Here is a 21,245-nt window from a genome sequence, read left to right on the forward strand (position 1 = left end):
TCAAATGCTAGGGCTACTACATGTGTAACATATTCACCAATGTCAGTTCCAAGGCTCATTTAGAGTGGCTTAAGAGCTTGATACTAATCGTACAATCAACAACAATTTAAATAGGTAATTATGAATACAAAATACCCACCCAAAGTATTAGTCGAAACGTGGTTTTTCTTAATCAACCAAAATGACGATTATGCTTTACAACAACATGCTAGAGACATGTTAACCGGCGCCTTCGGTGATATGCACAAGGCTCTTTATTATATAAATGAATTCACATTACAAAGCCATTTTGATTTTGGTACTGGCTCACAAGGCCCCTGCTCTGATCTAAATCAATGCCCCAGCATATTGTGAGTTAATTTTTATTAGGTTTAATTGCCTGCATTACTAAAGTAACGACGGTTGTTTAGATGTCATTATACTCTCTGGTTTTGGTGTACCGTCCAAGTTGAAACACCCGCTTGATACCAAAATTAATATAGACAAATGGATCATGAGTCTTTTATATCAATCAAACGCTCTCTAATAAGCTCTAAGACAATAAGTACATCGTCATGAGGCATCTTAAAGTGTTCCTCATTTGAATAGCGCCTGCCCCTTTCTATGAGCACATCTAGCAATACTTCTATTTGATCAGAGTATCTCAGTTTATTTTTGAATGCTTCTTTGCATGGTAAGTCAGTAACTATATTCATTTGGTTCTCAGATCCAGATATAACGTGAGAACATTTTAATAACTAATTAGTTACCGTATAACTGTACATTGGAACTGTTCTTTTTGGTGTTTTAAAGTATTCTTTTCAGTGTGGTGATCGCTGTATCTAACACTCCAGCCATTTGCATAACTTCGTCAACATTTAGCAAAAAACTTACCTTCCTCTGGTTTAGCCGCAAATACATCTATAATCAATATAACGTTAATGGACGTGCATGGCTTTCCATCCTACGTTCTTTGGCACTCACTTATTGGTCAGTTATTATGTGCTTACATCGCCCTACTGCTTACCTAAACTGTATATTATTGAATTTGGCAGCCGCCTCCAGAAGCATATTAACTAACGGCAGTTACACAGATTTTGTTACAGCCTCCCATTAGCCCAAGTGAATCTGCCTTCGCCTGTTCGCATGCCATCGAGGTAATCACCCTCATACACCTTACCACTAGCCCAAGTGAATCTGCCTTCGCCTGTCAGCCTCCCATCTACGTAGTCACCGTCATACATATCACCATTAGCCCAAGTGAATCTACCTTTGCCTGTTCGCATGCCATCTACGTAGTCACCCTCGTACACATTACCACTAGCCCAAGTGTATTTCCCTTTACCTGATTTCATGTCATCTACGTAGTCACCCTCGTACACATTACCATCAGCCCAAGTGTATTTCCCTCTGCCTGTCAGCCTTCCATCGACAAAGTCACCCTCGTACACATTACCATCAGCCCAAGTGTATTTCCCTCTGCCTGTCAGCCGCCAATCGACGATGTCACCCTCATACATATTACCATTAGCAAAAGTGAATCTGCCTTTGCCTGTCAGCCTCCCACCTACGAAGTCACCCACATACACATCACCACTAGCCCAAGTGAATCTACCTTTGCCTGTTCGCATGCCATTGACGAAGTCACCCTCACACACATTACCATTAGCATAAGTGTATTTCCCTTTGCCTGTCAGCCTCCAATCGACGAAGTCACCCTCATACACATCACCATTAGCACAAGTGAATCTACCTTTGCCTGTCAGCCGCCAATCGACGATGTCACCCTCATACATATTACCATTAGCACAAGTGAATCTGCCTTTGCCTGTCAGCCTCCCACCTACGAAGTCACCCTCATACACATTACCATCAGACCAAGTGAATCTACCTTCGCCTGTTTGCTTACCATCGACGAAGTCACCTTCACACACATCGTCATTAGCATAAGTGTATATCCCTTTGCCTGATTGCATGTCATCGAGATAGTCACCTTCATACACATCACCATTAGCATAAGTGTATATCCCTTTGCCTGATTGCATGTCATTGAGATAGTCACCTTCATACACATCACCATTAGCATAAGTGCATTTCCCTTTACCTGATTGCATGTCATCGAGGCAGTCACCTTCATACACATCGCCATTAGCATAAGTGTATTTCCCTTTGCCTGTCAGCCTCCCACCTATGAAGTCACCCTCATACACATTACCACTAACCCAAGTGTATTTCCCTTTGCCTGTCAGCCTCCCATCTATGTAGTCACCCTCATACACATTACCACTAGCATAAGTGTATTTCCCTTTGCCTGTCGGCCTCCCACCTACGAAGTCACCCTCATACACATCACCACTAGCCCAAGTGTATTTCCCTTTGCCTGTCAGCCTCCCACCTACGAAGTCACCCTCATACACATCACCACTAGCCCAAGTGTATTTCCCTTTGCCTGCTTTCTTGGCATCTACGTAGTCACCCTCATAAACATTACCGCTAGCATAAGTGCATTTCCCTTTGCCTGTTCTTGTGATTTTATCTCCTATAAACCAGTCCCATCCAGTTTCAGAAGCTCTGACGACTGGCTTCTCGCCAAACTTGCTGTTAATTTCTATGATCTTCTTTGGCAATGAAACATGGTGAGCGATAGGGTCAATGGTATCTAGCTTTTCGTTAAATCGGCAATCTTTCTTCACTCCCATAACATTAGTCTTACTGCTCCTTACAGATCTTTTTTCTTTCCTATTATGATTGTCAATCAACCAAATAAAAAAGACTAGTAGCAGGAGTATTAATTGCAATTCCCAGATAAAAGCTGTGAGGGCGACAATTACAAAAAAAAAGATAACACCTAGTACTGCAAAAATGTTGAATAATGCCTTACTTTTTCTATCTAACCAACCACCAATTTTCTCAAACAAAATTAATATTGTTATGCCAGCGAAAATCAACCGAAGAATTGTAAAAAATGATAAGTTCCCAGGAAAAGAATCAAAGGCACCATAGTCCGTGGGGTTGAAGCGCTCTTGCCCAGAAACTTCTAATCCTAATAAACTTAATATTAGAATCAAAACAAATTTAAACGCTACAATATACAATTTTATCACCTTTTCTACGATGGACTATTTACCTAGTATCTGAAGCATCTCTGCATGGACCAATCATTTGAATTTCATCGGAATAATCTTGATCAATTTATCAATAATACTAACAATTAATTTTTAGACATATTTTCAATAATTCTTATCAAGCCCATATCGCCTTATTCAAAACGCCGCTATGCAAGTTGCAATCTGACCTTAAAGACAGCTGTGACGATGGGTAGTGCACAGCGTTACTCTGTCCTTTACCCACCTTGTGTGGTTTTTATAGCTCATCTTCACATAGAGCTTTTAATAAATTTGGAGAGATGGGTGACGTTATGCTTTTATTTGCCGTGAGGTATCCAATAACTTTACCGCCTTTAATCATCATGGGCGGGATACTGGCGTATTCATTGAAAGGTGAATGCGAACTGTATTTACTTCCAAACGTCGTATACTCTTTCCAGATATAATTTGCACTGTATTCACTTCCATAAGTAGCGTATTCGTTAAATAGTAAGCGCTTAACCACCCTCGGTGTAGTTAATATCTTATTCTCTTTAACATGCCAAGGCAACAACGCTTCTATGTCTTCAACCGTCTCAGCATAAGGCAGCTTTTTGAACACGTAGTTGAGATAAGCATAAGGCTCAAGTCCATCTAACTTGGCTGTTTGGATAAGGCTATAATGTACTGCGTTAACGTCTGCATCGGCAGGTGTACCTGCGAATAGCCACGCTTTGCGATTAAGTTGAGCTCAACATAAAAGAAAAAATTGGTTATTTAGCCAAACCGCGACCGGCCCAAACGCCAGTGCGGTGCTTGATAGCGTTATCGAGACCTAAGGCTAACGGACTAATCCCCTTCGATTATCTTATGCACGTGCTAGAAAAATCTATCGAGCCGAATTGCAACGCAGAAAGTCTAATGCCATGGAATGTTACGCTAGACTAGGTGTAATTGGTCGGACGCTTACAATATTTTAAAATAACTCAAATAAATTTTCTCTAGCCTACGTTGATAAATTTAATCCTAGTTTACCTTCTCAGGCACTGGGAGCTTTCAAGAGGCTATTTTTCTCTACTTTATTTTTATAATTTTCTTAGATGTTCCATGTAGTTACCTACTATCCTAATTTATTAAACGTAAGCTATTTGATTTTTACGCTAAATGAAAAAGAGGAAATATTGTCCTTGTGTTGAGTTTGCGAAGAGAAACTGTTAATTTCAAAAGGTATGTAAACTAATGTTTTTTCAAGGGGCGTTTAACGAACAAACAAAGACGTTTTACTGGAGGTATGGTTTGTTTGAAATATATGTTTTTGGAGTTTTTGCTTCATTTTTAATGGCAATTTGTAATAAGGTTTTAGTGGATGTTGTGAATAGACTATTTGGAGTCTATACATATTCTCAGAATCTTCGAAAAATATTGCCATATATTTTTGATGGCAGTCCATTTATTGCCAGGCAGTTAAAAATGGTTTCGTTAGCAATACTCATATCATTGACGTCATGGATTGGTTTTTTATTTTTCCTATATACGACAATTGACGGCTGTTTTGGTGCTTTAACAGAAAAAAAACAGTTTTTGACAGAAGATTCAAAAAAGTATGCAATGCCTTTATTCAACAACCCACACCTTAGTAGAGAAAAGACTTTTGCTTACAAATGTATGTTAGACATATCCAATGGCTATGACCATAGCTTATTAGGTGAGGCTATCTATGAACGGGAAGAAGAAATTAATAATCAATTTAAACGCAAAAAAAAGTACTGTAATAGAAAAGAATTCCCTGACTTAATTAAGGAATTCTCTGGCCTAATAGCAATTTCGGAATTAGAAAAACTTGATTTTTTTGTAGATGAAACTTTAAAAGTAATCCGAAAAGACTATCAATCTTTTAAAGAGCAAGATTTAAAAGATTAACAGTGCTCTATCTTTGTTAGCTTCCCAAGTTTTTTTAATGAGAAACGCTGTGCAATCACTTTCTCTTGAGAAAATTCATCTGTGAAGCGGCATGCCATATGCTGAACCTATCAAGAGGCGGCAAAACTGACAAAGCGGTCATTCGGTAACACTCAAATAAGCGGCTAGCGTAAGCTTTCCGCGACTTCCCGCTTTTATTTGCTTTGTTAGGTCTTACTCGTTAGTTATTAAAACATTTAAATGCGACACCCATTGCTTGTGCATCCGGCGATGACCAAGCTAATTGTCGTCTAATAGCACGCACCGACGTTTAGGTCAGAATGGGTTACTGTGTCTGCATCAGGGTATCTCTCTGCAGTCTCGTCCCGCAGCCTATTTTTAATTTCCATCATTTGCTGGTTTCGGTCCCACAGCATAGTAATGCTTGCATCAACTTGAACCTGTCCGAGCATTGTGCAATTTGCAATATGAGCAGAATCTGAAGGTGTGATAAAGCCCTCTATGTCTGGATTGTTGTCGCGTCATTTTTTAATCAATGGAGACAATAATGCCGGCACATGCAAGTTTTTATTGCGTCTAATTAACACCTGAATTCAGATCTTCAAACACTGCAATAATTTCTAACACATCCCCTAAGAACATGCGCGCTTCATCTGTGGATGTATGTGTCCTCAAGTATTTAGGGATAAACTCAGAAAACTCTTCTAGATTAGTTGGTCGTTCTAAATCCAACATATCTAGCACGTCACCTCTAAGTAGTCTCTTCGCAGAAGGTGTCTGAGGAAATTCACGCTCAATAATTTGCTCGTTAAAAACTCTCAAACGAGATTTCAAGCTTTGAATAGATGAAGCTTCATCCTGAGCTAACTCATCCTTTATTTCAGATTCGCTTACTATGGTGCGTTCTAACTTAAAGGAGTCTAATTCTAAACTACTTTCTACATTACAGGTAACTTTCACAGCAGTAACTGCGTTACTAAAGGGTGTTGCTATTCGATTTAGCTCATCAATTATGGGTTTGAGCTCGGCATCTGGGTTTTTGAACCAATCCGTCGACCATATGCGTTTAATATTCCAACCTAAATCTTCCAGAACACCCTGCCGCACCCGATCACGGTCTCTAGTAGACTTATTGCTGTGATAAGTTGCACCATCACATTCAATCCCCATTAAATACCGTCCTGGCATCCCAGGATCTCGCACGCCAACATCAATTTTAAATTCTTCAACGCCTACTTGTGGCACACATTCGTAACCTGCAGCGGTCAATTGTTTCATTACAGCAATTTCAAAGTCACTATCGGGTTCTCCCTCTGAGTTTCCATTTTGCTCAATCAAGTCACCACTTTCTGCGTAGGCCAAATAATTCTTCAACGCTTTGATTCCACGGCTCTTCGTTTCGTCAACGATAATCTGCTGAGAACGCATAGAACTGTATACTTGTATGCGTTTTTTAGCTCGTGTAAATAATACATTTAAACGACGCCAGCCTTGTGCAGTATTTATTGGGAAAAACCTTTGCGGTATGCTGGTGGCACCACGGATCAGAGGACCATAAGTGAATGAAATTATAATAACGTCACGTTCATCGCCCTGAACATTTTCTAAATTCTTTATAAAGATAGGGTCTTCTGTTTGAGAATCTCGCTTTAGTCCACCATCCAGAATAGAATCGGTTGAACGTGCTGCCTCAAGTAACGATTCAATTTGATCCCGCTGCTTGGAGTTCATAGCTACTATGCCTAAGCTTTCATTTTCATTATGGATGACATGGTATTTAATCGCCTCAACTATATGCCTAGCTTCTTCGTTGTTAATACCAGTAGCAAAAACACCATTTTTTACATGATTAAACTTTATCCCAAACTCATCAGATTGAGCCCATGGAGAGGGAAAAATAACTAATTTACTGTCATAAAAATGTCTATTAGAAAAATTAATTAAGCTCTCATGACGAGACCGATAATGCCACTTGAGCATTTTTTTAGGGTAATACGAACTAATCGCCTCCAATATACTTTCTGAATCATTTATGACGGCCAAATCACCATCATCTTCCATACCGTCATTTGACGTAGCTCGCTCAAAAAAGCTAGTTGGAGGAAGCTGCTTAGGGTCACCTACAACCACTGCTTGCTTGCCCCGAGCAAAACAACTCAATGCAAATTCAGGTTTAACCTGCGAGGCCTCATCCATTACTACTAAATCAAAATGTAATTTACCAGGCGGTAAATATTTGGCGACAGCCATTGGGCTCATCATAAAACAAGGTTTGTAACCTAACATGGCGTCGCCAGCTCGCTCAACTAGCTTACGTATAGCAATATGCCCTTTTTGTTTAGATATTTCATGTTCCAATAAGAAATTACCACTAAAGCTAGATACTTTTGCTCCACTAGTGCCTTCATCAATTTCTCGCTCGAATGCTAGTTGTGCAACTCGTTTTCGTTGAAGCTCCTTTAATCCATTATCATACTTTCGAAACTGTTCTTGTATTGCTGTTTGCTCATGGCCGGAGCGGTTTGACAATTCAGGCTGCTGCGAATATACCTTGTTTGCTAAACAGGTATACATGGCAAAATTCATTACTTGCTTTCCGTATTCCAAAGTAAAGTGCGAATCAGATAAGTAGTCTTTTAGCCTACCCTGCCCACCTTCTTGCATTCGATCTTTTGCATGTAAATATTTAGTCCAGCTATCTAACCATTCAATACTTCTAACAGCTAATTCATTGCGGTCACATAGATCGGCTAAACCAAGACCAGACCCTTTAGCCCATTGCTCACGGTCAGAATCTATAGTGGACATAATAGATTTTTCTGAGCTTAAAGCGTCATTTTTTGAGTCTTGTAAGCTTTTTGAACGATTAACTAAATCAACTACAACGACTGTGCTTACTCTCTGAGTTAACAGCTTTATGAGCGTTTCGTTATTTATCGAATCGTACATATCTGACAAATAATTAACGGTTGATGTTAGAACTGAAAAGTCTTTAGGTAAGACCCCCTTTGAACCCAAGTCCAGGTTCAATGTGCTATCGAAAAAGCGTTCGCTTATTTTTGCTTGTTCAATTTTATCCCTGTGCGTACGGACTTTTTCTAGTTGGGTCAAACTATGTAATAGCTCTTTTTGGTCAATGTTAGGATTGTTCAGATACTTTTGAATTCCCTCTAAACTCAGCTGAATATTTACTAGGGCTTTCTGCAGTGGCTCTGCATTGGCAGTTAAGTTAAAATCCGAATCGGAAATACAATCAACTTTAGTGAATACTATCGCAAGAGATTTAAGGTTAGTCGTCAGTTCAGATATTTCCAAATCAATCCCACCGGATTGTAGTTGCTGAATACCTCTGAAAATATCTTTATTCAAGCTGAATAAGGCACTAGCCAAAACAGTCCTAGCACCAAAACCAATACCATACTCCTTTCGCGCAGCCTGATACCAATCCATTAGTGTTTCAATTCGATCACTATTAGTATCAATACCATTAAATTCGCGTCCTAACGCAGTTTGGTATTCGACAGCATTTTTAAGGTCGTCACACGAATCTTTCCAAGCTGCCAAATCGGCTAAAGACTTTGAGATTGTTTTTTTATTTATCTTTCGATCGTTTGTGAAGGCAACAATATCTTTTTTAGCTTTACGCCAACGGCCACTGAATACAGAAAACAAGCCACTCTCCTGCATTACATCAGATAAAAACTTTATATCTGCAGAAGCAGGTTTGCGATCTAGTTTAAAGGTTGTAGCTAAACTTTCTTTTATAGCCAACAAATCTTGTTGTTTCGTTTTAAATTCTGAAAAAATTAAAGGTAAAGACTCTTTATCATAAATATCATCGCGGTAACTCAACATTTCTGAGGGCAGTGCGATCACATGTTTAATGAAACATGCAAGCTCAGTGAATCCTGATTGTGACACTGAAAACAAGTTCTCTAATTCACCTTTATACATCGTAGGCAGGTGAGGCATTAACTCACTTCTCTTATTCGCTATAGATTGAACTATTTTGATTGTGGTCTCTAATCGTCCAATTGACCTTGCTAAATCATCAAATTGGGCTTTATTACTAACGCCTAAAGTAGCAATATTCTGAATAGACTCTTTAATCGTAGTTGATTTTACTAAATCAGATAATAAATCTTGATTGAATACAGTTCCTAATTCTTCAAAACTGGCACAAAGTACGTAGGCTGTCTTTATATAACTATTTAATTTTTCTATATGCTCTTTACTAATACTTTTAAATGCAGGTAAATACTCATCTCCACCTAAAGATTTAATAAGGCTTAACTCTTCAACCCATAGCTCTAGCTCAGGAAGTTTTAACGATCTTTCTAACTCAATGCTATGCTCATGAGATAACGTTATCAACTGCTCGTGAATCGTCTTTAACTTTTTTGTCCAGTCCTGCAACCCCGTTTGCAATTGACGCTCATCATTTCCACTTATAGATTTATTATTTACGCCGTACCAAGGATGGCTGAGCCAATTCCGAGTAAAAGGTAATTGTTGACTGACAATTTCCAAGTACTTAAAAAATAACTCTAATTGTTCTAGCTGTTCGTCTAATTCAACACGGGTAAAACTTTCTCCCGACGGCCCCTCAGGAGCTATCATTCCGTATTCCAGCGGGGCTACTTCTTTTGCATATCGAGTTGCTGCACACAAAATCTCATGAACAGTAAACCCAGTATTTTTCCATGGTTGATTAATCATAAAGCAATAATCTTGAAGTTGCTTTCTGCTTCTCTCATAGCGTTGAACTTGAACATCATAATCATCAATTTTAAATTTATGCTGATTTTCGAATTGAATGCGCTGTTTAAAACTATCCAGTACCATGCGCTTTTGCGCTTTATCGCTGTGTAGATCTAAACAGAAATCACCAAGACCCGCTTTATCTATTCGTCGCTTAACGACATCAAGAGCAGCTTGTTTTTCTGCCACAAAGAGAACCGATTTACCTTGTGATATCGCGGCAGCAATTAAATTAGTAATGGTTTGTGATTTTCCAGTACCTGGAGGTCCTACCATCACCATATTCGCCCCTCTCATAATATCGATTAGAGCGGACATTTGAGATGAGTCTGCATCTTCAACCATTGGAAAATTATCATGTAATGAGGGCACATCATCCAATATATAACTGTCGCCATAACCACTACCATTGACGCCTGAACTAGATGAGCCAGATAATTTATCCTCACTAAAAAACTTACGAATAAAATCATGCTCAACTAAATTTGCTGCTCCATCGGGCCACCGAGCAGGATCTAGATCGCGATACATTAACAATCTACCGAGACTTAATGTTGCTAAGGTTGCAAAACGGCGTACACGCCAATCTGCAAACCTCACGTCACCTTTCTTCATTTGCAGTAAGGCATCAACGTTAGAAAAGTATACTTCAGGATCAAGTAGCTTATCTTCGTCTTTCTGGTTAAATATTGAAGGCAATTCAATTTCAAAATCTTGATGAAGCTTTTCACGCAATGTAAGGTTTGCGATAATATCTTCACCAGTAAACATAATTTGGTATCGGGTGACACTTTTAGAAACGTATTTCTCTATTTTCACCGGAATCATATATAGCGGAGCTAAACGCGTCTTACCACCAATTTTATCAGCCCACTCTAAGAACCCTAGTGATAAGAACAGGATATTATTTCCTGTTTCTTCTATTGATATTTTTCCCGCGCTAGCCAGTTTTTTCATGGACGAAGTAAGAGCTGAATCAAATATAACTGTTTGAATATTATTGTCTTGATGCCTATTATCATCAGCATGGTCAGAATCGAAAGGCAGGTCATAATCAGTATTAATCCCTTTGATATTTGCCCATTTTAGAGCCGTTGGCATTGGCTTGGCTGCTATAAATTTATTTTCTTCGTCATTCCAAACTAAATATCTGTGCTCTATCAGTTCCTCTTTAGTAGGGTCGTCGACTGCATCCATAGTAAATGCCTTACCACCCAACAGATGTTCAGCAAGTTGATCCGGCAATTCATCAACTATTCTCACGAATCCTTTTGCATCTTGATTTAGATTTAATAACCGAGAACGACCACCACTTATGTCTAAAAGCTTTTTACGCATTTCTTCAAAGGTTTTTGTTAAGAAGCCATCAGGATAAGAGACTGCTGTTTTCTTGGTAATTGAAGTTGGTTTGTCGATAGCATTCATTTTATTATTCTTAATAATTGCGCTTGAATCGTTGACTGCAGAGTTGCTTTCTACTGCTTGGATATAACGGTCGGTTCCTCCGCTGACTTCATCTAACCAGCGTTTAAATTCTAATTCAGTAAACATTTCGCGCAACAGCGGTTTATCCATTTCATCAATGGTAAAAGAAGACAGCTCTAAGTTTAAGGATAATTCGGTGTCAATAGTAGCAAGCTGATACGAAAGCAAAGCTTGTTCTTTATATTGCTCCATCTTTTTTGCCATGGTTTTCGCGCCGCGAAAGTTAAGCTCAGCAATTTTATCTAAATTTTCATATATAGCTTTCACGCCGCCTATGCCGTTTAACATCGCGACTGCGCTTTTGTCATCCACACCTGGCACACCGGGGATGTTGTCGACTTTGTCACCCTTGAGGCCAAGAAAGTCGATAATAAGGTCAGCCGGCACGCCAAACTTTTTAAGCACACCGTCTATATCCATCGTGGTGCGTGTCATGGTGTTAACAAGTGTTACGTGTTTGTCTACCAACTGCGCCATATCTTTGTCACCTGTGCTAATGACGCAAGATATGCCAGCTTGTGACGCTTGACGAGCTAGTGTGCCAATAACATCGTCAGCTTCAACGCCAGGCTGCACTATCATGGTAAAACCCATTGCCTTTACTATTTTGTGCAAAGGCGCAATTTGTCTTCTTAGTTCATCGGGCATGGCGGCACGATTAGCTTTGTACTTAGGGTAAATATCATCTCTGAAGGTTTTGCCCTTGGCGTCAAACACCACTACCATATGGGTAGGCTTATAGTCTTTCACCAAAGATCGCAGCATACTAACTACGCCGTAAATCGCGCCGGTATCTACGCCTTTTGAGTTTGTTAGTGGGGGTATGCCATGAAAAGCTCTAAACAGATAAGAAGAACCATCAACAAGCACTAAAGGTGGCGTGTTATGTTTGTGCATAATTTGTTTACTCTGTTCTCGTTATTGCAGTAACGTAATGAATTCTAAGCAATCCAGTACCATGACATGGTCTAATTAATTCAACCACAACACATCTTTTTTTTAAGTGCATCGGGACCACTAAAAACATCGCACCTAAAAGACTTTAACCGGAAGTCTTTCTCGTCATCGTATTGAATTCTATACAACAAATCCAAAGAAGTCCTATCAAGTATATAGTTATACTCTACTCTACGGGTCTACCATACTTGTTTATATTGAATCCTAACTCTATCTATATCTGAATTATAGCTAGGAACTGCGCACCCTAGGGTCTGTGGGAGCACGTCATGCGCTACATAGTAGTCTGCTCCTTCTTGCCCCTTTCTGGGTTATGACTTAAATAAAAATCCACAATTAGAACACTTGTATGTTGGTTTGAGAAAGAGTAACAAAAGGCCGATAGGAAACAAAATAATAACAAAAAACCAAATTGCGCATCCTCTCTCACCATTTGAAATACTTGAACATTTTGGACAAGACAACTGCGCCATAAATTAAACTCCCTCTAAATGAAATAAATAAAACTAAGTTTATTAACCAAATTAAACTGAGCTGACATTAATTACCGGCAAGTTGCATTAAACTATAGGACTTGGTGTCTCTGGAACCGTCAGAATACTTTTCTAAAATACTCAGTTGGGTATCATCTATCGAAAACGTTATTTTTGAGTCGTATTCACCATTGCCCCAGCGTCCTGCATCACTAAGCCAGACTGCCCTATTTCCCTCCAGTCCAGACCGATATTTCTATAGTTTTCTGTCCCCTGCCTAACATAGGTCCCTATGTGTCGTGATACTCCCATACCATAACAATTTAAGTTTATTTTTCTTCAGCAATAGCTAATAGAGGCGCTCTAATCAACTTCCACAATTTTTATAATTACTTTCAAGACATCGTTTCGAAAGCGCCTGTGCTTTTGAGACATCATCCATCGACATTTCATTTTCTAAAAAGTCAAAAAGCGATTTTGTATCAGCGCCGTTACTGTTATACCTAGAAATGTTAGCCCAGCTATATGATGAAATAAAACTTTGAGGCACACCTTCACCGCTATAGTACATAAACCCTAGGAGAAGCTGCGCTGCAGCCTTGCCTTGCTCCGCTGCCAACCTATACCACTTTGCTGCCTCTTTAAAATCTTTAAGAACGCCCTGCCCGCTATAGTACATGATCCCTAGGTAAAGCTGCGCTTCAGCCACACCTTGCTCCGCTGCCAACCTATACCACTTTGCTGCCTCTTTAAAATCTTTAAGAACGCCCTGCCCGCTATAGTACATAGCCCCTAGGCGAAACTGTGCTTCAACTAAGCCTTGCTCCGCTGACAACTTATACAACTTTGTTGCCTCTTTAGAATCTTTAAGAACACCATCGCCGCCTTCGTAAATCATCCCTAGGGCCATCTGCGCTGCTGCATCGCCCTGCTCCGCTGACAACTTGAACCACTTCGCTGCTTCTTTAAAATCTTTAAGAACGCCCTGACCGCTATAGTACATACCCCCTAGAGAAAACTGTGCTTTAGCATAGCCTTGCTCCGCTGCCAACCTATACCACTTTGCTGCCTCTTTAAAATCTTTAAGAACGCCCTGCCCGCTATAGTACATACCCCCTAGAGAAAACTGTGCTTTAGCATAGCCTTGCTCCGCTGACAACTTAAACCACTTCGCTGCCTCTTTAAAATCTTTAAGAACACCCTCGCCGCGGTCGTACCTAACCCCTAGGTTAAACTGTGCTTCAGCATCGCCACCCTGCGCTAATTGTTGAATAACTTCTATTTTTGAAGTTTCTTTTTCCACAGTAGCACTTACATGTATTTGAAAAAATAACAACGCGCTGATAAAAAGTAGTTTAATCATATTTAAGGTCCAAAGAAATCTACCATGGTATGTGTTAAATAGTGTATTACAGGCTCTTAGTTGAGTAAACCATAGTTTAAAACAACGAAATAAATAATCATTTTATGGCTTGAATGTCAGGTTTTGTGGGGTTCTCAAGGGTTGAATGCGTTCTGCATATTCCAGCATTCGCGTTCAAGGTTCAGTAGTATATTACGCTTTGCTTCAAACGTATCCCATCTTATATAAACGGGTATTTCCCAATGGCTTATATCAACAAGTAAATTATTAATGTCAGGACTAGCACAACCATATAGTGCTTTTCTTAATTTGCGTATACGTCTTATGCGTCTATGCTTTAGCCGTTCAGACTGGCAAGAATAATTTAAAATCTATACACTCGCGGCAATAGTAGCCCTGTTTGATCGCGTATAAGCTCTGGCGCTGCTTTAAGCATTTAGGGCATACATTATATAGCTTATTGCGTGCGCTGCTGTCATCAAGCGTCAAGCCTATAAGGTGAGGCTTGTCGTTAATTGTGAATTGAGCGAAACGCTGGCACCTTTCCCATTAGCAAAAACGGCTAAATCATCTTCGCAAAAACCATCTAATGACTTTAAAAGCCAGCTGTAACGAAGGGTAGCTTATAGCCTTAATACCACTTATAGTCACATGAGTCGCACAATTTATAAAATAGCTCATTGAGATCGAGCTAACGGTCTAAAATGACCGCTTACATTAGAATGCACTTTTTTGCTTGTATAGGTACAAACTTGAATAACTTCTTTTGCCAAATCAACGCCAACTATAGGTGTCAGTCGTTAGAACTACACTAATCTAAGTTTACTATCCAAGGTAGTATTTCTTCTGGGTCGGACGCTTACTCAACAGCCATTGCAATTCCTTCTAAGATATCCATAAAAAATCCTATATTATTTGGTACTCACTTTCATTGTGGTAGATTTTAATGGTTAACGGTGGTTCGTTGCAGGCAATCCTTCGTTGTAATGTTTGGTAAATGAATGGCTATAGTTCAATAGGTTATGTAAGTCAGTCCTAGCAATAAGCCGACCTTCACATTAGCAAACCCAAAAGAAAGTAAATTTATCTCCTTAATTGCTTTGTAAATTATTAATCGTCGTTTAATATTTAGATTAAAGCGAGTAATTATGAAGAGTTTAGCAATAACAAGCTTTCTAAATAATACACGGTTATTTGAGCAATATAGTTAGGATGAAATTATGTACAATTTAAAACACATTACGCTGGTATTATTTATTTTATTTTTGGCGGGGTGTGCTACGAACTTTTTATCGATTAGTCTGAATGGTGTGCAAACGGGCTGGAGTAAAGCCCAATTTTTGCAATATTTCCCTAAAGATGTGGGTGTACCGCCAATTTTGAGAGCCTCACAGCAACAATCGAACGGCCAAGTGATGGAAATATTTACATTGCCGTTGATCGAGCCGAACTATGACAGAGTGAACTATTGGTTTGTTTTTAAAGGGGGCCGCTTAGTTCAATGGGGGAGGCCCAAGGATTGGCAAAGTGTTTCTGGTCGGTATGAAATTTCTTTTAATCCAGAGGCAAGCGTCAGGTGATCATAATTTAGTATATATAACAACGCCAGGTAGTGAAATTAAGCATTAATATCTCTTTTAAAAGCTCAGAAGTGCTGAGGTGATAAATTATGTTTACGACGGCTTTGTCGGACGAACTGCCCTAATTAAGGTCGTTCGCAATCCGAGAGGCCAGAATAATATGTTTAGCTCAAAGGTGACATTCAGTTTACTTCGATGTACCCCCGCAGATTGTTGTATATTAAAAGCACGTTAGGTTTCCAAAGAGATAATGATTATGGAAATAGTATTTTATATTATTTTAGCTCTAACTATAATTTCGTTATTAACATTTCCAATGTACTCAACCCCGATTGTTTTCATTTTAGTTTTTTTAGGGAGCAAGTTTTTAGATGACGAAAAAAAATACAGCTTAAAGCAACATATATTTAGAGCTATAAAATTTACTTTCTTTGCATCTATTTTTATTTGGATAATTTATTTCATGATCACTGGATCTGGCCATAGGTTTGGTGGGTAGATGGGTAAACTTAAACGACTATTGACACTATGTTTTAGACTATTCTCATATTATTTTTAGACGCTTTTACGGCGGTGTCCCCTTACTGAATTGATGCAAAACTATTGCTGATTATTAATTCGCTAATTTCTAGACAAAACTATGCGAATACGAGGATAGAAGTCGATATTTAAATTTGAAGTTTAATGTTGAGTATTCCAGAGTTATTGATTACAAGCCTTAACCATTTTATTAACAATGCGCTGCTCTGACGGAATATACTTCAACTCATATTTAGCCATTACAGCATTAAAATGAGCGATGTAATCGCACCGATAGGAATGATTAGGTGGAAGCCATTCATCTAGACCTTTAGCACCTTTCTGACGATTGAGCGATGCGCTAACTAATAGTAAGTTATCCAAATCATTAGCAAACTTCTGTTTTTTTTCCCTAGACCACATATCACCACCATGTCCATGTGCGAATTTGAGCGGAACGACATGATCTAAGTCTAAATCTTTAGAGTTGGAATAATTTTCTCCGCTATAGGGATCATACCAAGAACCCGTGAGTACATTACATTGATCATCTGATTTAAACCCTACTGCTATTTTTGACGTCGATATTAACAATTCATGCCTTGTATTTTGACAATCGCTATCAGCATCTATCCAATGATTCCAATCACTACGATCATACAAAGTGACAAAGCTTCGATTTTCATCTATTGCTTCTTGTTCAGCTATATCTATTGATGACTTAAAACCTTTGTATGGTCTACCACCCGAAGATATGCACAGGTCCATGTTTGCATACGGCGTGAAGTTTTTGGTTCTAGCAAAAGAGCCACTAGTTCCATCGTGACAGATACCAGATGACGATTTTTTAACTAAGGTTACCTTTGTCGGCACTGGTGTAACTTGGGGCTTTGGGGCACTCGCTGATGGCTCTGGTGAGCATGATAAGAAGAAAGTTCCTAAACAAAACAACATTAATAATTGAAAAGATTTTATCAATTTAGAATTCGCCTTTCATTTTTGTTGGATAGCATCAAAGTTTAATTTATATAAAACTAAAAATTTATCCTTTATTAAAGTATCCTGCTAATTCAACTAAAACAGGCTTAGCCGCACAAGTATGTTTCTCGCTTAATAGTTACAATCGCTCGCAAATCGGCAACTATACCAAGATACAGGTTTGCCCTATTACACTTGTTGCTCCTTGCTGCTAACCACAATTCAAACGGAAGTATTAAGCAATAATATTAATCTAGTCACAGAGCTTGCAGAGACGCTCTACCAAGAGAGTTTACACGAAGGTCAAGGTCATATTCCACTAAACAAGAGACAAGACCAACTAGAACGTTTAGCGACTGGCCTTGATCATATAAGAGGCGCATTATTAGCCGGGCATTAACAGGCTGCCTATAAACGTAGTTAAGTTCATCTGCAATAGCTGATATCAAAAGTTAAGCGTCCACATAACTATGGGTAGTTTGGGTTATGGATTATCAGTGGCATATCTACGTGTACAGGCGAAGTAATGCTTGTAAGCTGGAGAAAGGCTTGGGGAATATTCACCCCAACACATGATATTATGCTACACGTCGTAATTTCGAGCATAGCAGCTCTGTACAAGTTAATAAGGAATACATATATGTCACTCGGCAGAACTATTAGAATTTACCTTGATGATGGCTCCGTTAGCGGTATCAGACACGCCGAGATTGTTAACTGGACCGGCCAAGCTGTATGTTGCCCCAGACAGCAAATTAAAAAGCTATCACTTTGGCCCGAAGCACAAAAGCCAGGCTGTTACTTCTTATTCGGCATTGATGATGTAACGGGAAATCCAGCAGTGTACATTGGCGAAGCTGAAAATGTTTACGAACGATTGACGCATCATTTGGCGAAAAAAGACTTCTGGAATGAGACTGTATTTTTTACTAGTAAAGACGAAAATTTAACGAAGTCCCATGTCAAATATTTGGAGGCTGAGTTGCTCCGAATCACTAAAGAAGTCGGGCGTCATGAGCTTCAAAACAGTAATATTCCCAGGCTACCTGCGTTACCGAGAAGTGAACAAGCGTCGATGCAAGAATATATATTCAACCTTAAAACATTGTTGGGGGTGCTAGGCCATAAGACGCTAGAGCCATTGCTAACTGGTTCTGTTGAGCACACAGACAATAAGTCAGGTTCAAGCGACAATGAAGAAAGCAACGAGACTTTTTTTATCAACGTCAAAAACCTTAATGCTAAAAGTTCACTCAGTGACGAAGGTATGGTCGTCTTGAAAGGCTCACAAGCGAATGTAGAGGCAAATAGCACGTTGTCTAGTGGCGCCAGCAAACTTAGAGATAAATTAATAGACACTGGTGTACTTACAAAATCTGGCGACTTTTTAGTGCTAAATCAGAATTATTTGTTTACCAGTCCGTCGCAGGCAGCCTCAATATTAGTGGGTTATCCAATTAATGGTAGAAGTAAATGGAAAACCATGGATGGTATAAGCCTCAAGGAATATGAGGCCAATAGTTTAATAGGTTAAACAATGACTAGAGATGCGTACTTGCGATTTTTTGAAGAAGGATATATTACAAAACATCAATTCTTTGAATTTGGTCTAAAAGAAACAATTTCCGCTGATATTACCAAAGCCCAAGCAGAGTGGGAAAGCCTGAAACATCGTATTAATAGCAATGAGCAGGTATTCATCCGGGCATTTGGGAAGAACTCTAAGGAGTCACATTTATACCAGTCGTTCTATAAGAAAGTATTGGGTAATGAGAATGTTCTTATTGATAAGAATAACAATACTGAACCGACTAAATTGATCAGAAGCCTGACTGGATATACTAAAACAAAGACCAGTAAATTTGACATGGTACAGAATTATCAAATTTCTCATGTGTTTGGACGCACAAAAAATGTATTTGCATTTACAGCTCCGTGGAATCTAGTTTATCTTCCTAAGTTGCTAGATCCGTTCACGGGACATGAAGCAAAGGGTTCGATGGTTGATGAGTTTACACAATTATTTCAAAAGCAAATATTTAATAAGTTCGAATCTATGATTGCTGATTTTAATCAATTGATGTCAAACGATGAATTTAACGACAACATCACCGAATATTTTGAACGTCTCGCAAATGCCGAAACAATAAATATTGATGAATTCGGTAAGTTGAAAAAGTCAGTTACGGAAGGGTTTAGCCAGATAGTGCTATAACTCGTAACTAAAATTGCTTTAAATGATTATGGTTGCTAGTACTACAACACTATCGTTTTACCGTCAATTGTATTCTGAAAAACCTAGAATCCAAATATTCCGCTAACAAAGGGAGAAATAATGTGAGAACGTGGGTTAATCCGGCGCTTACCTTTAATCTAAATCTAATGTATAAGACACTGTGACTTTGCCGTTAGTGTTTACTATTTCATAACATCTCACGTAATTAGCGCTAAACTTGTTTACAGTTAAAGCAGATTGTAAAATCTCGCACACATCACTAGGACGATACCCATCACTTTCTAACGCGTCAATTATACAACCTATTTCGAATTCGTTGCTAAGCTGTTCGCTGATTGTTAGCGGTGGCGATTTTTTGAATAAACTAAACATTTTTACACTCCTAAAGTCTACAAGGCATTATTAACATTAATACGCTCAAATAGTTTATACCCGTGTCTAAGGCGATCTTTATTATTAACAATTATCATCAAATTTAGGCCACCTGCTATAGCCTATACTTGGATTATTAGATTGATACGTTTTTATATATTCAACCTCTTTGACCGATAATTCAGAATCTGTGCAGGTGGTTGACTCCCACAATATTTCTTTTCGTACTGAATAATCTTTTTGTTGTTCGATAGGTAGCTTTCTAAAATCTTCATCAACTACTTTCTTTGATGGACTACCAAAATATCTAAAACTTTCATAGGCAAGTTTACCAATATAAATTTTGTTAGTAGCTAAGTATGTGATTTTATATATCTGCTTCATTATAGACCCTAGTATCAATTGTTGACTAATCTACCATGTATAGGTCGAATATAAGCTTAAAGCACCATCATATAAGGATTTAGTAACAATAGCTTATGATAAAATTAACTATAAGAAGTGGCGAAAATGCAAACATTAGCCTATTAAGTAACCATACTATTTAGATGTTTCGCATATTAAAACGCATCTCTAATAACAAGTGTTATGAAACCAAGTAGGCACATTAATACGAAAAAACCTAATGCGGCAAGTATTTGAAAGTGTATTACACTAGCAATTATTGTGAACCCACTGGCCAATGCGCCGAGGCCAAAAACAAGGAGCCAAAACCATCGTTGAGTTAACAAAAACAGTGCTGTTACTCCTACAATTATTAATGTAGCTTCCATTTACTGTCACCTAACGCAGAACTAAAGGACGAAAACCGCTTTTGTTTTTGTTCACCTTGAATCTCTTGTGTATGCCCAGCATGAGCACAAATGAACAAGGTGAAAGTCCTTCGGAGAAATGCCACTATTAACAATCCATATTTATATAGTTCACTTTTAGTACACATTAATTTAATTAAAAAGTTGGGGATTGTCAAAGTTTATGCAATATCTATAATACGCGTCCTAATCAATTCTGATAGCATCATTACGTAATTGTTACTTGTTACCAAGTAATCCTCGCTTTGTGTCGCTATACCGCTAATTAGCAGCATTAAAATCATAGCATCGGCTTGTTCATGGTTTGTCGTTGTGGTGTCTTCTTATCTTCAAAAGCCGACCTTAACAGTGCACTCTATTAAATATCACCAGCCCACATTTGAATTGGCTCAGGCGGATTAAAATTCATGTTTAACAAATTATCAGCAATACAGTAATTACTCAACAACCTCATATGGCCATTGAAAAGAACTATATAAGTATTCTCCGCCACCCTCTCGGTCTGTTAATTTAGCCTGAAGTTTGAACTTAGTGCCTACCGGATAATTTTCGCTCAGCCTTTTGGCGCATTCTACCGACAAATCTGGTGAATACTTTCCTCCTGCGATTGGGCGTATATGGACACGTCCCCGCTTGCCTGAAAATTTAGCAGGCATAAAACTTTCTACTAAAACCGTTTCATATGAATTGCTCTGTGCCATTTAACCGCCTTATTACATTAATC

General features: G+C 38.7%; 15 protein-coding genes and 2 pseudogenes. 7 read left to right on the top strand and 10 right to left on the bottom strand.

Annotated elements, in window-relative coordinates; genetic code table 11:
* The first annotated feature begins 120 nt into the window (after nt 1–120).
* Entirely contained in the window at nt 121–354 is a 234-nt protein-coding gene (locus tag BAE46_RS00725) for a hypothetical protein (protein ID WP_070111509.1), read from the top strand.
* A gap of 137 nt (nt 355–491) precedes the next feature.
* On the opposite strand, the gene BAE46_RS00730 is transcribed toward BAE46_RS00725, so the two are convergent.
* The 3 genes from BAE46_RS00730 to BAE46_RS00740 all read right to left on the bottom strand — a co-directional run bounded on the left by BAE46_RS00730 (nt 492) and on the right by BAE46_RS00740 (nt 3,738).
* Complete coding sequence (locus BAE46_RS00730) at nt 492–695, bottom strand: hypothetical protein (protein ID WP_070111510.1); 204 nt, start codon at nt 693–695, stop codon at nt 492–494.
* Between the two features lie 384 nt (nt 696–1,079).
* The gene (locus BAE46_RS00735; protein ID WP_141729306.1) at nt 1,080–2,678 is read right to left on the bottom strand and encodes an MORN repeat-containing protein; all 1,599 of its coding nucleotides are present in this window, start codon (nt 2,676–2,678) and stop codon (nt 1,080–1,082) included.
* A gap of 664 nt (nt 2,679–3,342) precedes the next feature.
* A complete protein-coding gene (locus tag BAE46_RS00740; protein ID WP_083256753.1) occupies nt 3,343–3,738 on the bottom strand; it encodes a transposase domain-containing protein in 396 nt (131 codons plus the stop codon).
* A gap of 88 nt (nt 3,739–3,826) precedes the next feature.
* Here BAE46_RS00740 and BAE46_RS15160 point away from each other — a divergent pair.
* Nucleotides 3,827–4,013 (top strand): annotated as a pseudogene (locus BAE46_RS15160) (transposase domain-containing protein); the annotation flags it as partial.
* Nucleotides 4,014–4,304: 291 nt separating this feature from the next.
* The gene (locus BAE46_RS00745; protein ID WP_070111513.1) at nt 4,305–4,985 is read left to right on the top strand and encodes a hypothetical protein; all 681 of its coding nucleotides are present in this window, start codon (nt 4,305–4,307) and stop codon (nt 4,983–4,985) included.
* A gap of 576 nt (nt 4,986–5,561) precedes the next feature.
* Here the strand turns inward: BAE46_RS00745 and hhe are convergent.
* From hhe to BAE46_RS00755, 3 genes and pseudogenes are all read right to left on the bottom strand, one after another.
* Nucleotides 5,562–11,321 (bottom strand): DUF4011 domain-containing anti-phage protein Hhe, encoded by a 5,760-nt coding sequence (gene hhe, locus BAE46_RS00750; RefSeq protein WP_425307086.1) that lies wholly within the window; start codon nt 11,319–11,321, stop codon nt 5,562–5,564.
* Between the two features lie 47 nt (nt 11,322–11,368).
* Nucleotides 11,369–12,128, bottom strand: a pseudogene (locus BAE46_RS14955) (5'-3' exonuclease); the annotation flags it as partial.
* 900 nt (nt 12,129–13,028) lie between these two features.
* Entirely contained in the window at nt 13,029–13,964 is a 936-nt protein-coding gene (locus BAE46_RS00755; RefSeq protein WP_244884968.1) for a tetratricopeptide repeat protein, read from the bottom strand.
* A gap of 1,280 nt (nt 13,965–15,244) precedes the next feature.
* Here BAE46_RS00755 and BAE46_RS00760 point away from each other — a divergent pair.
* Entirely contained in the window at nt 15,245–15,604 is a 360-nt protein-coding gene (locus BAE46_RS00760) for a hypothetical protein (protein ID WP_070111515.1), read from the top strand.
* Nucleotides 15,605–16,306: 702 nt separating this feature from the next.
* Here BAE46_RS00760 and BAE46_RS00770 read toward each other — a convergent pair.
* Nucleotides 16,307–17,101: an HNH endonuclease family protein gene (locus tag BAE46_RS00770; RefSeq protein WP_244884969.1), complete on the bottom strand. Its 795-nt coding sequence runs from the start codon at nt 17,099–17,101 to the stop codon at nt 16,307–16,309.
* A gap of 181 nt (nt 17,102–17,282) precedes the next feature.
* Between BAE46_RS00770 and BAE46_RS14535 the strand changes: the two genes are divergently transcribed.
* The 3 genes from BAE46_RS14535 to BAE46_RS00780 all read left to right on the top strand — a co-directional run bounded on the left by BAE46_RS14535 (nt 17,283) and on the right by BAE46_RS00780 (nt 19,316).
* Nucleotides 17,283–17,501 carry a hypothetical protein gene (locus BAE46_RS14535; protein WP_141729307.1) on the top strand — a complete coding sequence of 73 codons (219 nt, stop codon included), beginning with the start codon at nt 17,283–17,285 and terminating at the stop codon, nt 17,499–17,501.
* Nucleotides 17,502–17,741: 240 nt separating this feature from the next.
* Nucleotides 17,742–18,635, top strand: a complete 894-nt coding sequence (locus BAE46_RS00775; RefSeq protein WP_070111517.1) for a DUF4357 domain-containing protein — start codon at nt 17,742–17,744, stop codon at nt 18,633–18,635.
* Between the two features lie 3 nt (nt 18,636–18,638).
* Entirely contained in the window at nt 18,639–19,316 is a 678-nt protein-coding gene (locus BAE46_RS00780; protein WP_083256756.1) for a hypothetical protein, read from the top strand.
* Between the two features lie 153 nt (nt 19,317–19,469).
* On the opposite strand, the gene BAE46_RS00785 is transcribed toward BAE46_RS00780, so the two are convergent.
* From BAE46_RS00785 to BAE46_RS00800, 3 genes are all read right to left on the bottom strand, one after another.
* Nucleotides 19,470–19,709, bottom strand: a complete 240-nt coding sequence (locus BAE46_RS00785; protein WP_070111518.1) for a hypothetical protein — start codon at nt 19,707–19,709, stop codon at nt 19,470–19,472.
* Nucleotides 19,710–19,793: 84 nt separating this feature from the next.
* Complete coding sequence (locus tag BAE46_RS00790) at nt 19,794–20,093, bottom strand: GIY-YIG nuclease family protein (RefSeq protein WP_070111519.1); 300 nt, start codon at nt 20,091–20,093, stop codon at nt 19,794–19,796.
* 865 nt (nt 20,094–20,958) lie between these two features.
* A complete protein-coding gene (locus BAE46_RS00800; RefSeq protein WP_070111521.1) occupies nt 20,959–21,222 on the bottom strand; it encodes a hypothetical protein in 264 nt (87 codons plus the stop codon).
* Nucleotides 21,223–21,245: the final 23 nt, after the last annotated feature.

The sequence above is a fragment of the Glaciecola punicea genome, from assembly GCF_001756615.1.
GTDB lineage: Bacteria > Pseudomonadota > Gammaproteobacteria > Enterobacterales > Alteromonadaceae > Glaciecola > Glaciecola punicea.

Excerpts from the sequence above, each read along its gene's own strand:
- BAE46_RS00790 (WP_070111519.1), bottom strand. The coding sequence starts at position 20,093 with ATGAAGCAGATATATAAAATCACATACTTAGCTACTAACAAAATTTAT.
- BAE46_RS00775 (WP_070111517.1), top strand. The coding sequence starts at position 17,742 with ATGTCACTCGGCAGAACTATTAGAATTTACCTTGATGATGGCTCCGTT.
- BAE46_RS00760 (WP_070111515.1), top strand. The coding sequence starts at position 15,245 with ATGTACAATTTAAAACACATTACGCTGGTATTATTTATTTTATTTTTG.
- BAE46_RS00745 (WP_070111513.1), top strand. The coding sequence starts at position 4,305 with ATGTTTTTTCAAGGGGCGTTTAACGAACAAACAAAGACGTTTTACTGG.
- BAE46_RS00730 (WP_070111510.1), bottom strand. The coding sequence starts at position 695 with ATGAATATAGTTACTGACTTACCATGCAAAGAAGCATTCAAAAATAAA.
- BAE46_RS00735 (WP_141729306.1), bottom strand. The coding sequence starts at position 2,678 with ATGGGAGTGAAGAAAGATTGCCGATTTAACGAAAAGCTAGATACCATT.
- BAE46_RS00800 (WP_070111521.1), bottom strand. The coding sequence starts at position 21,222 with ATGGCACAGAGCAATTCATATGAAACGGTTTTAGTAGAAAGTTTTATG.
- BAE46_RS00780 (WP_083256756.1), top strand. The coding sequence starts at position 18,639 with ATGACTAGAGATGCGTACTTGCGATTTTTTGAAGAAGGATATATTACA.
- hhe (WP_425307086.1), bottom strand. The coding sequence starts at position 11,321 with ATGGATAAACCGCTGTTGCGCGAAATGTTTACTGAATTAGAATTTAAA.
- BAE46_RS00725 (WP_070111509.1), top strand. The coding sequence starts at position 121 with ATGAATACAAAATACCCACCCAAAGTATTAGTCGAAACGTGGTTTTTC.
- BAE46_RS00785 (WP_070111518.1), bottom strand. The coding sequence starts at position 19,709 with ATGTTTAGTTTATTCAAAAAATCGCCACCGCTAACAATCAGCGAACAG.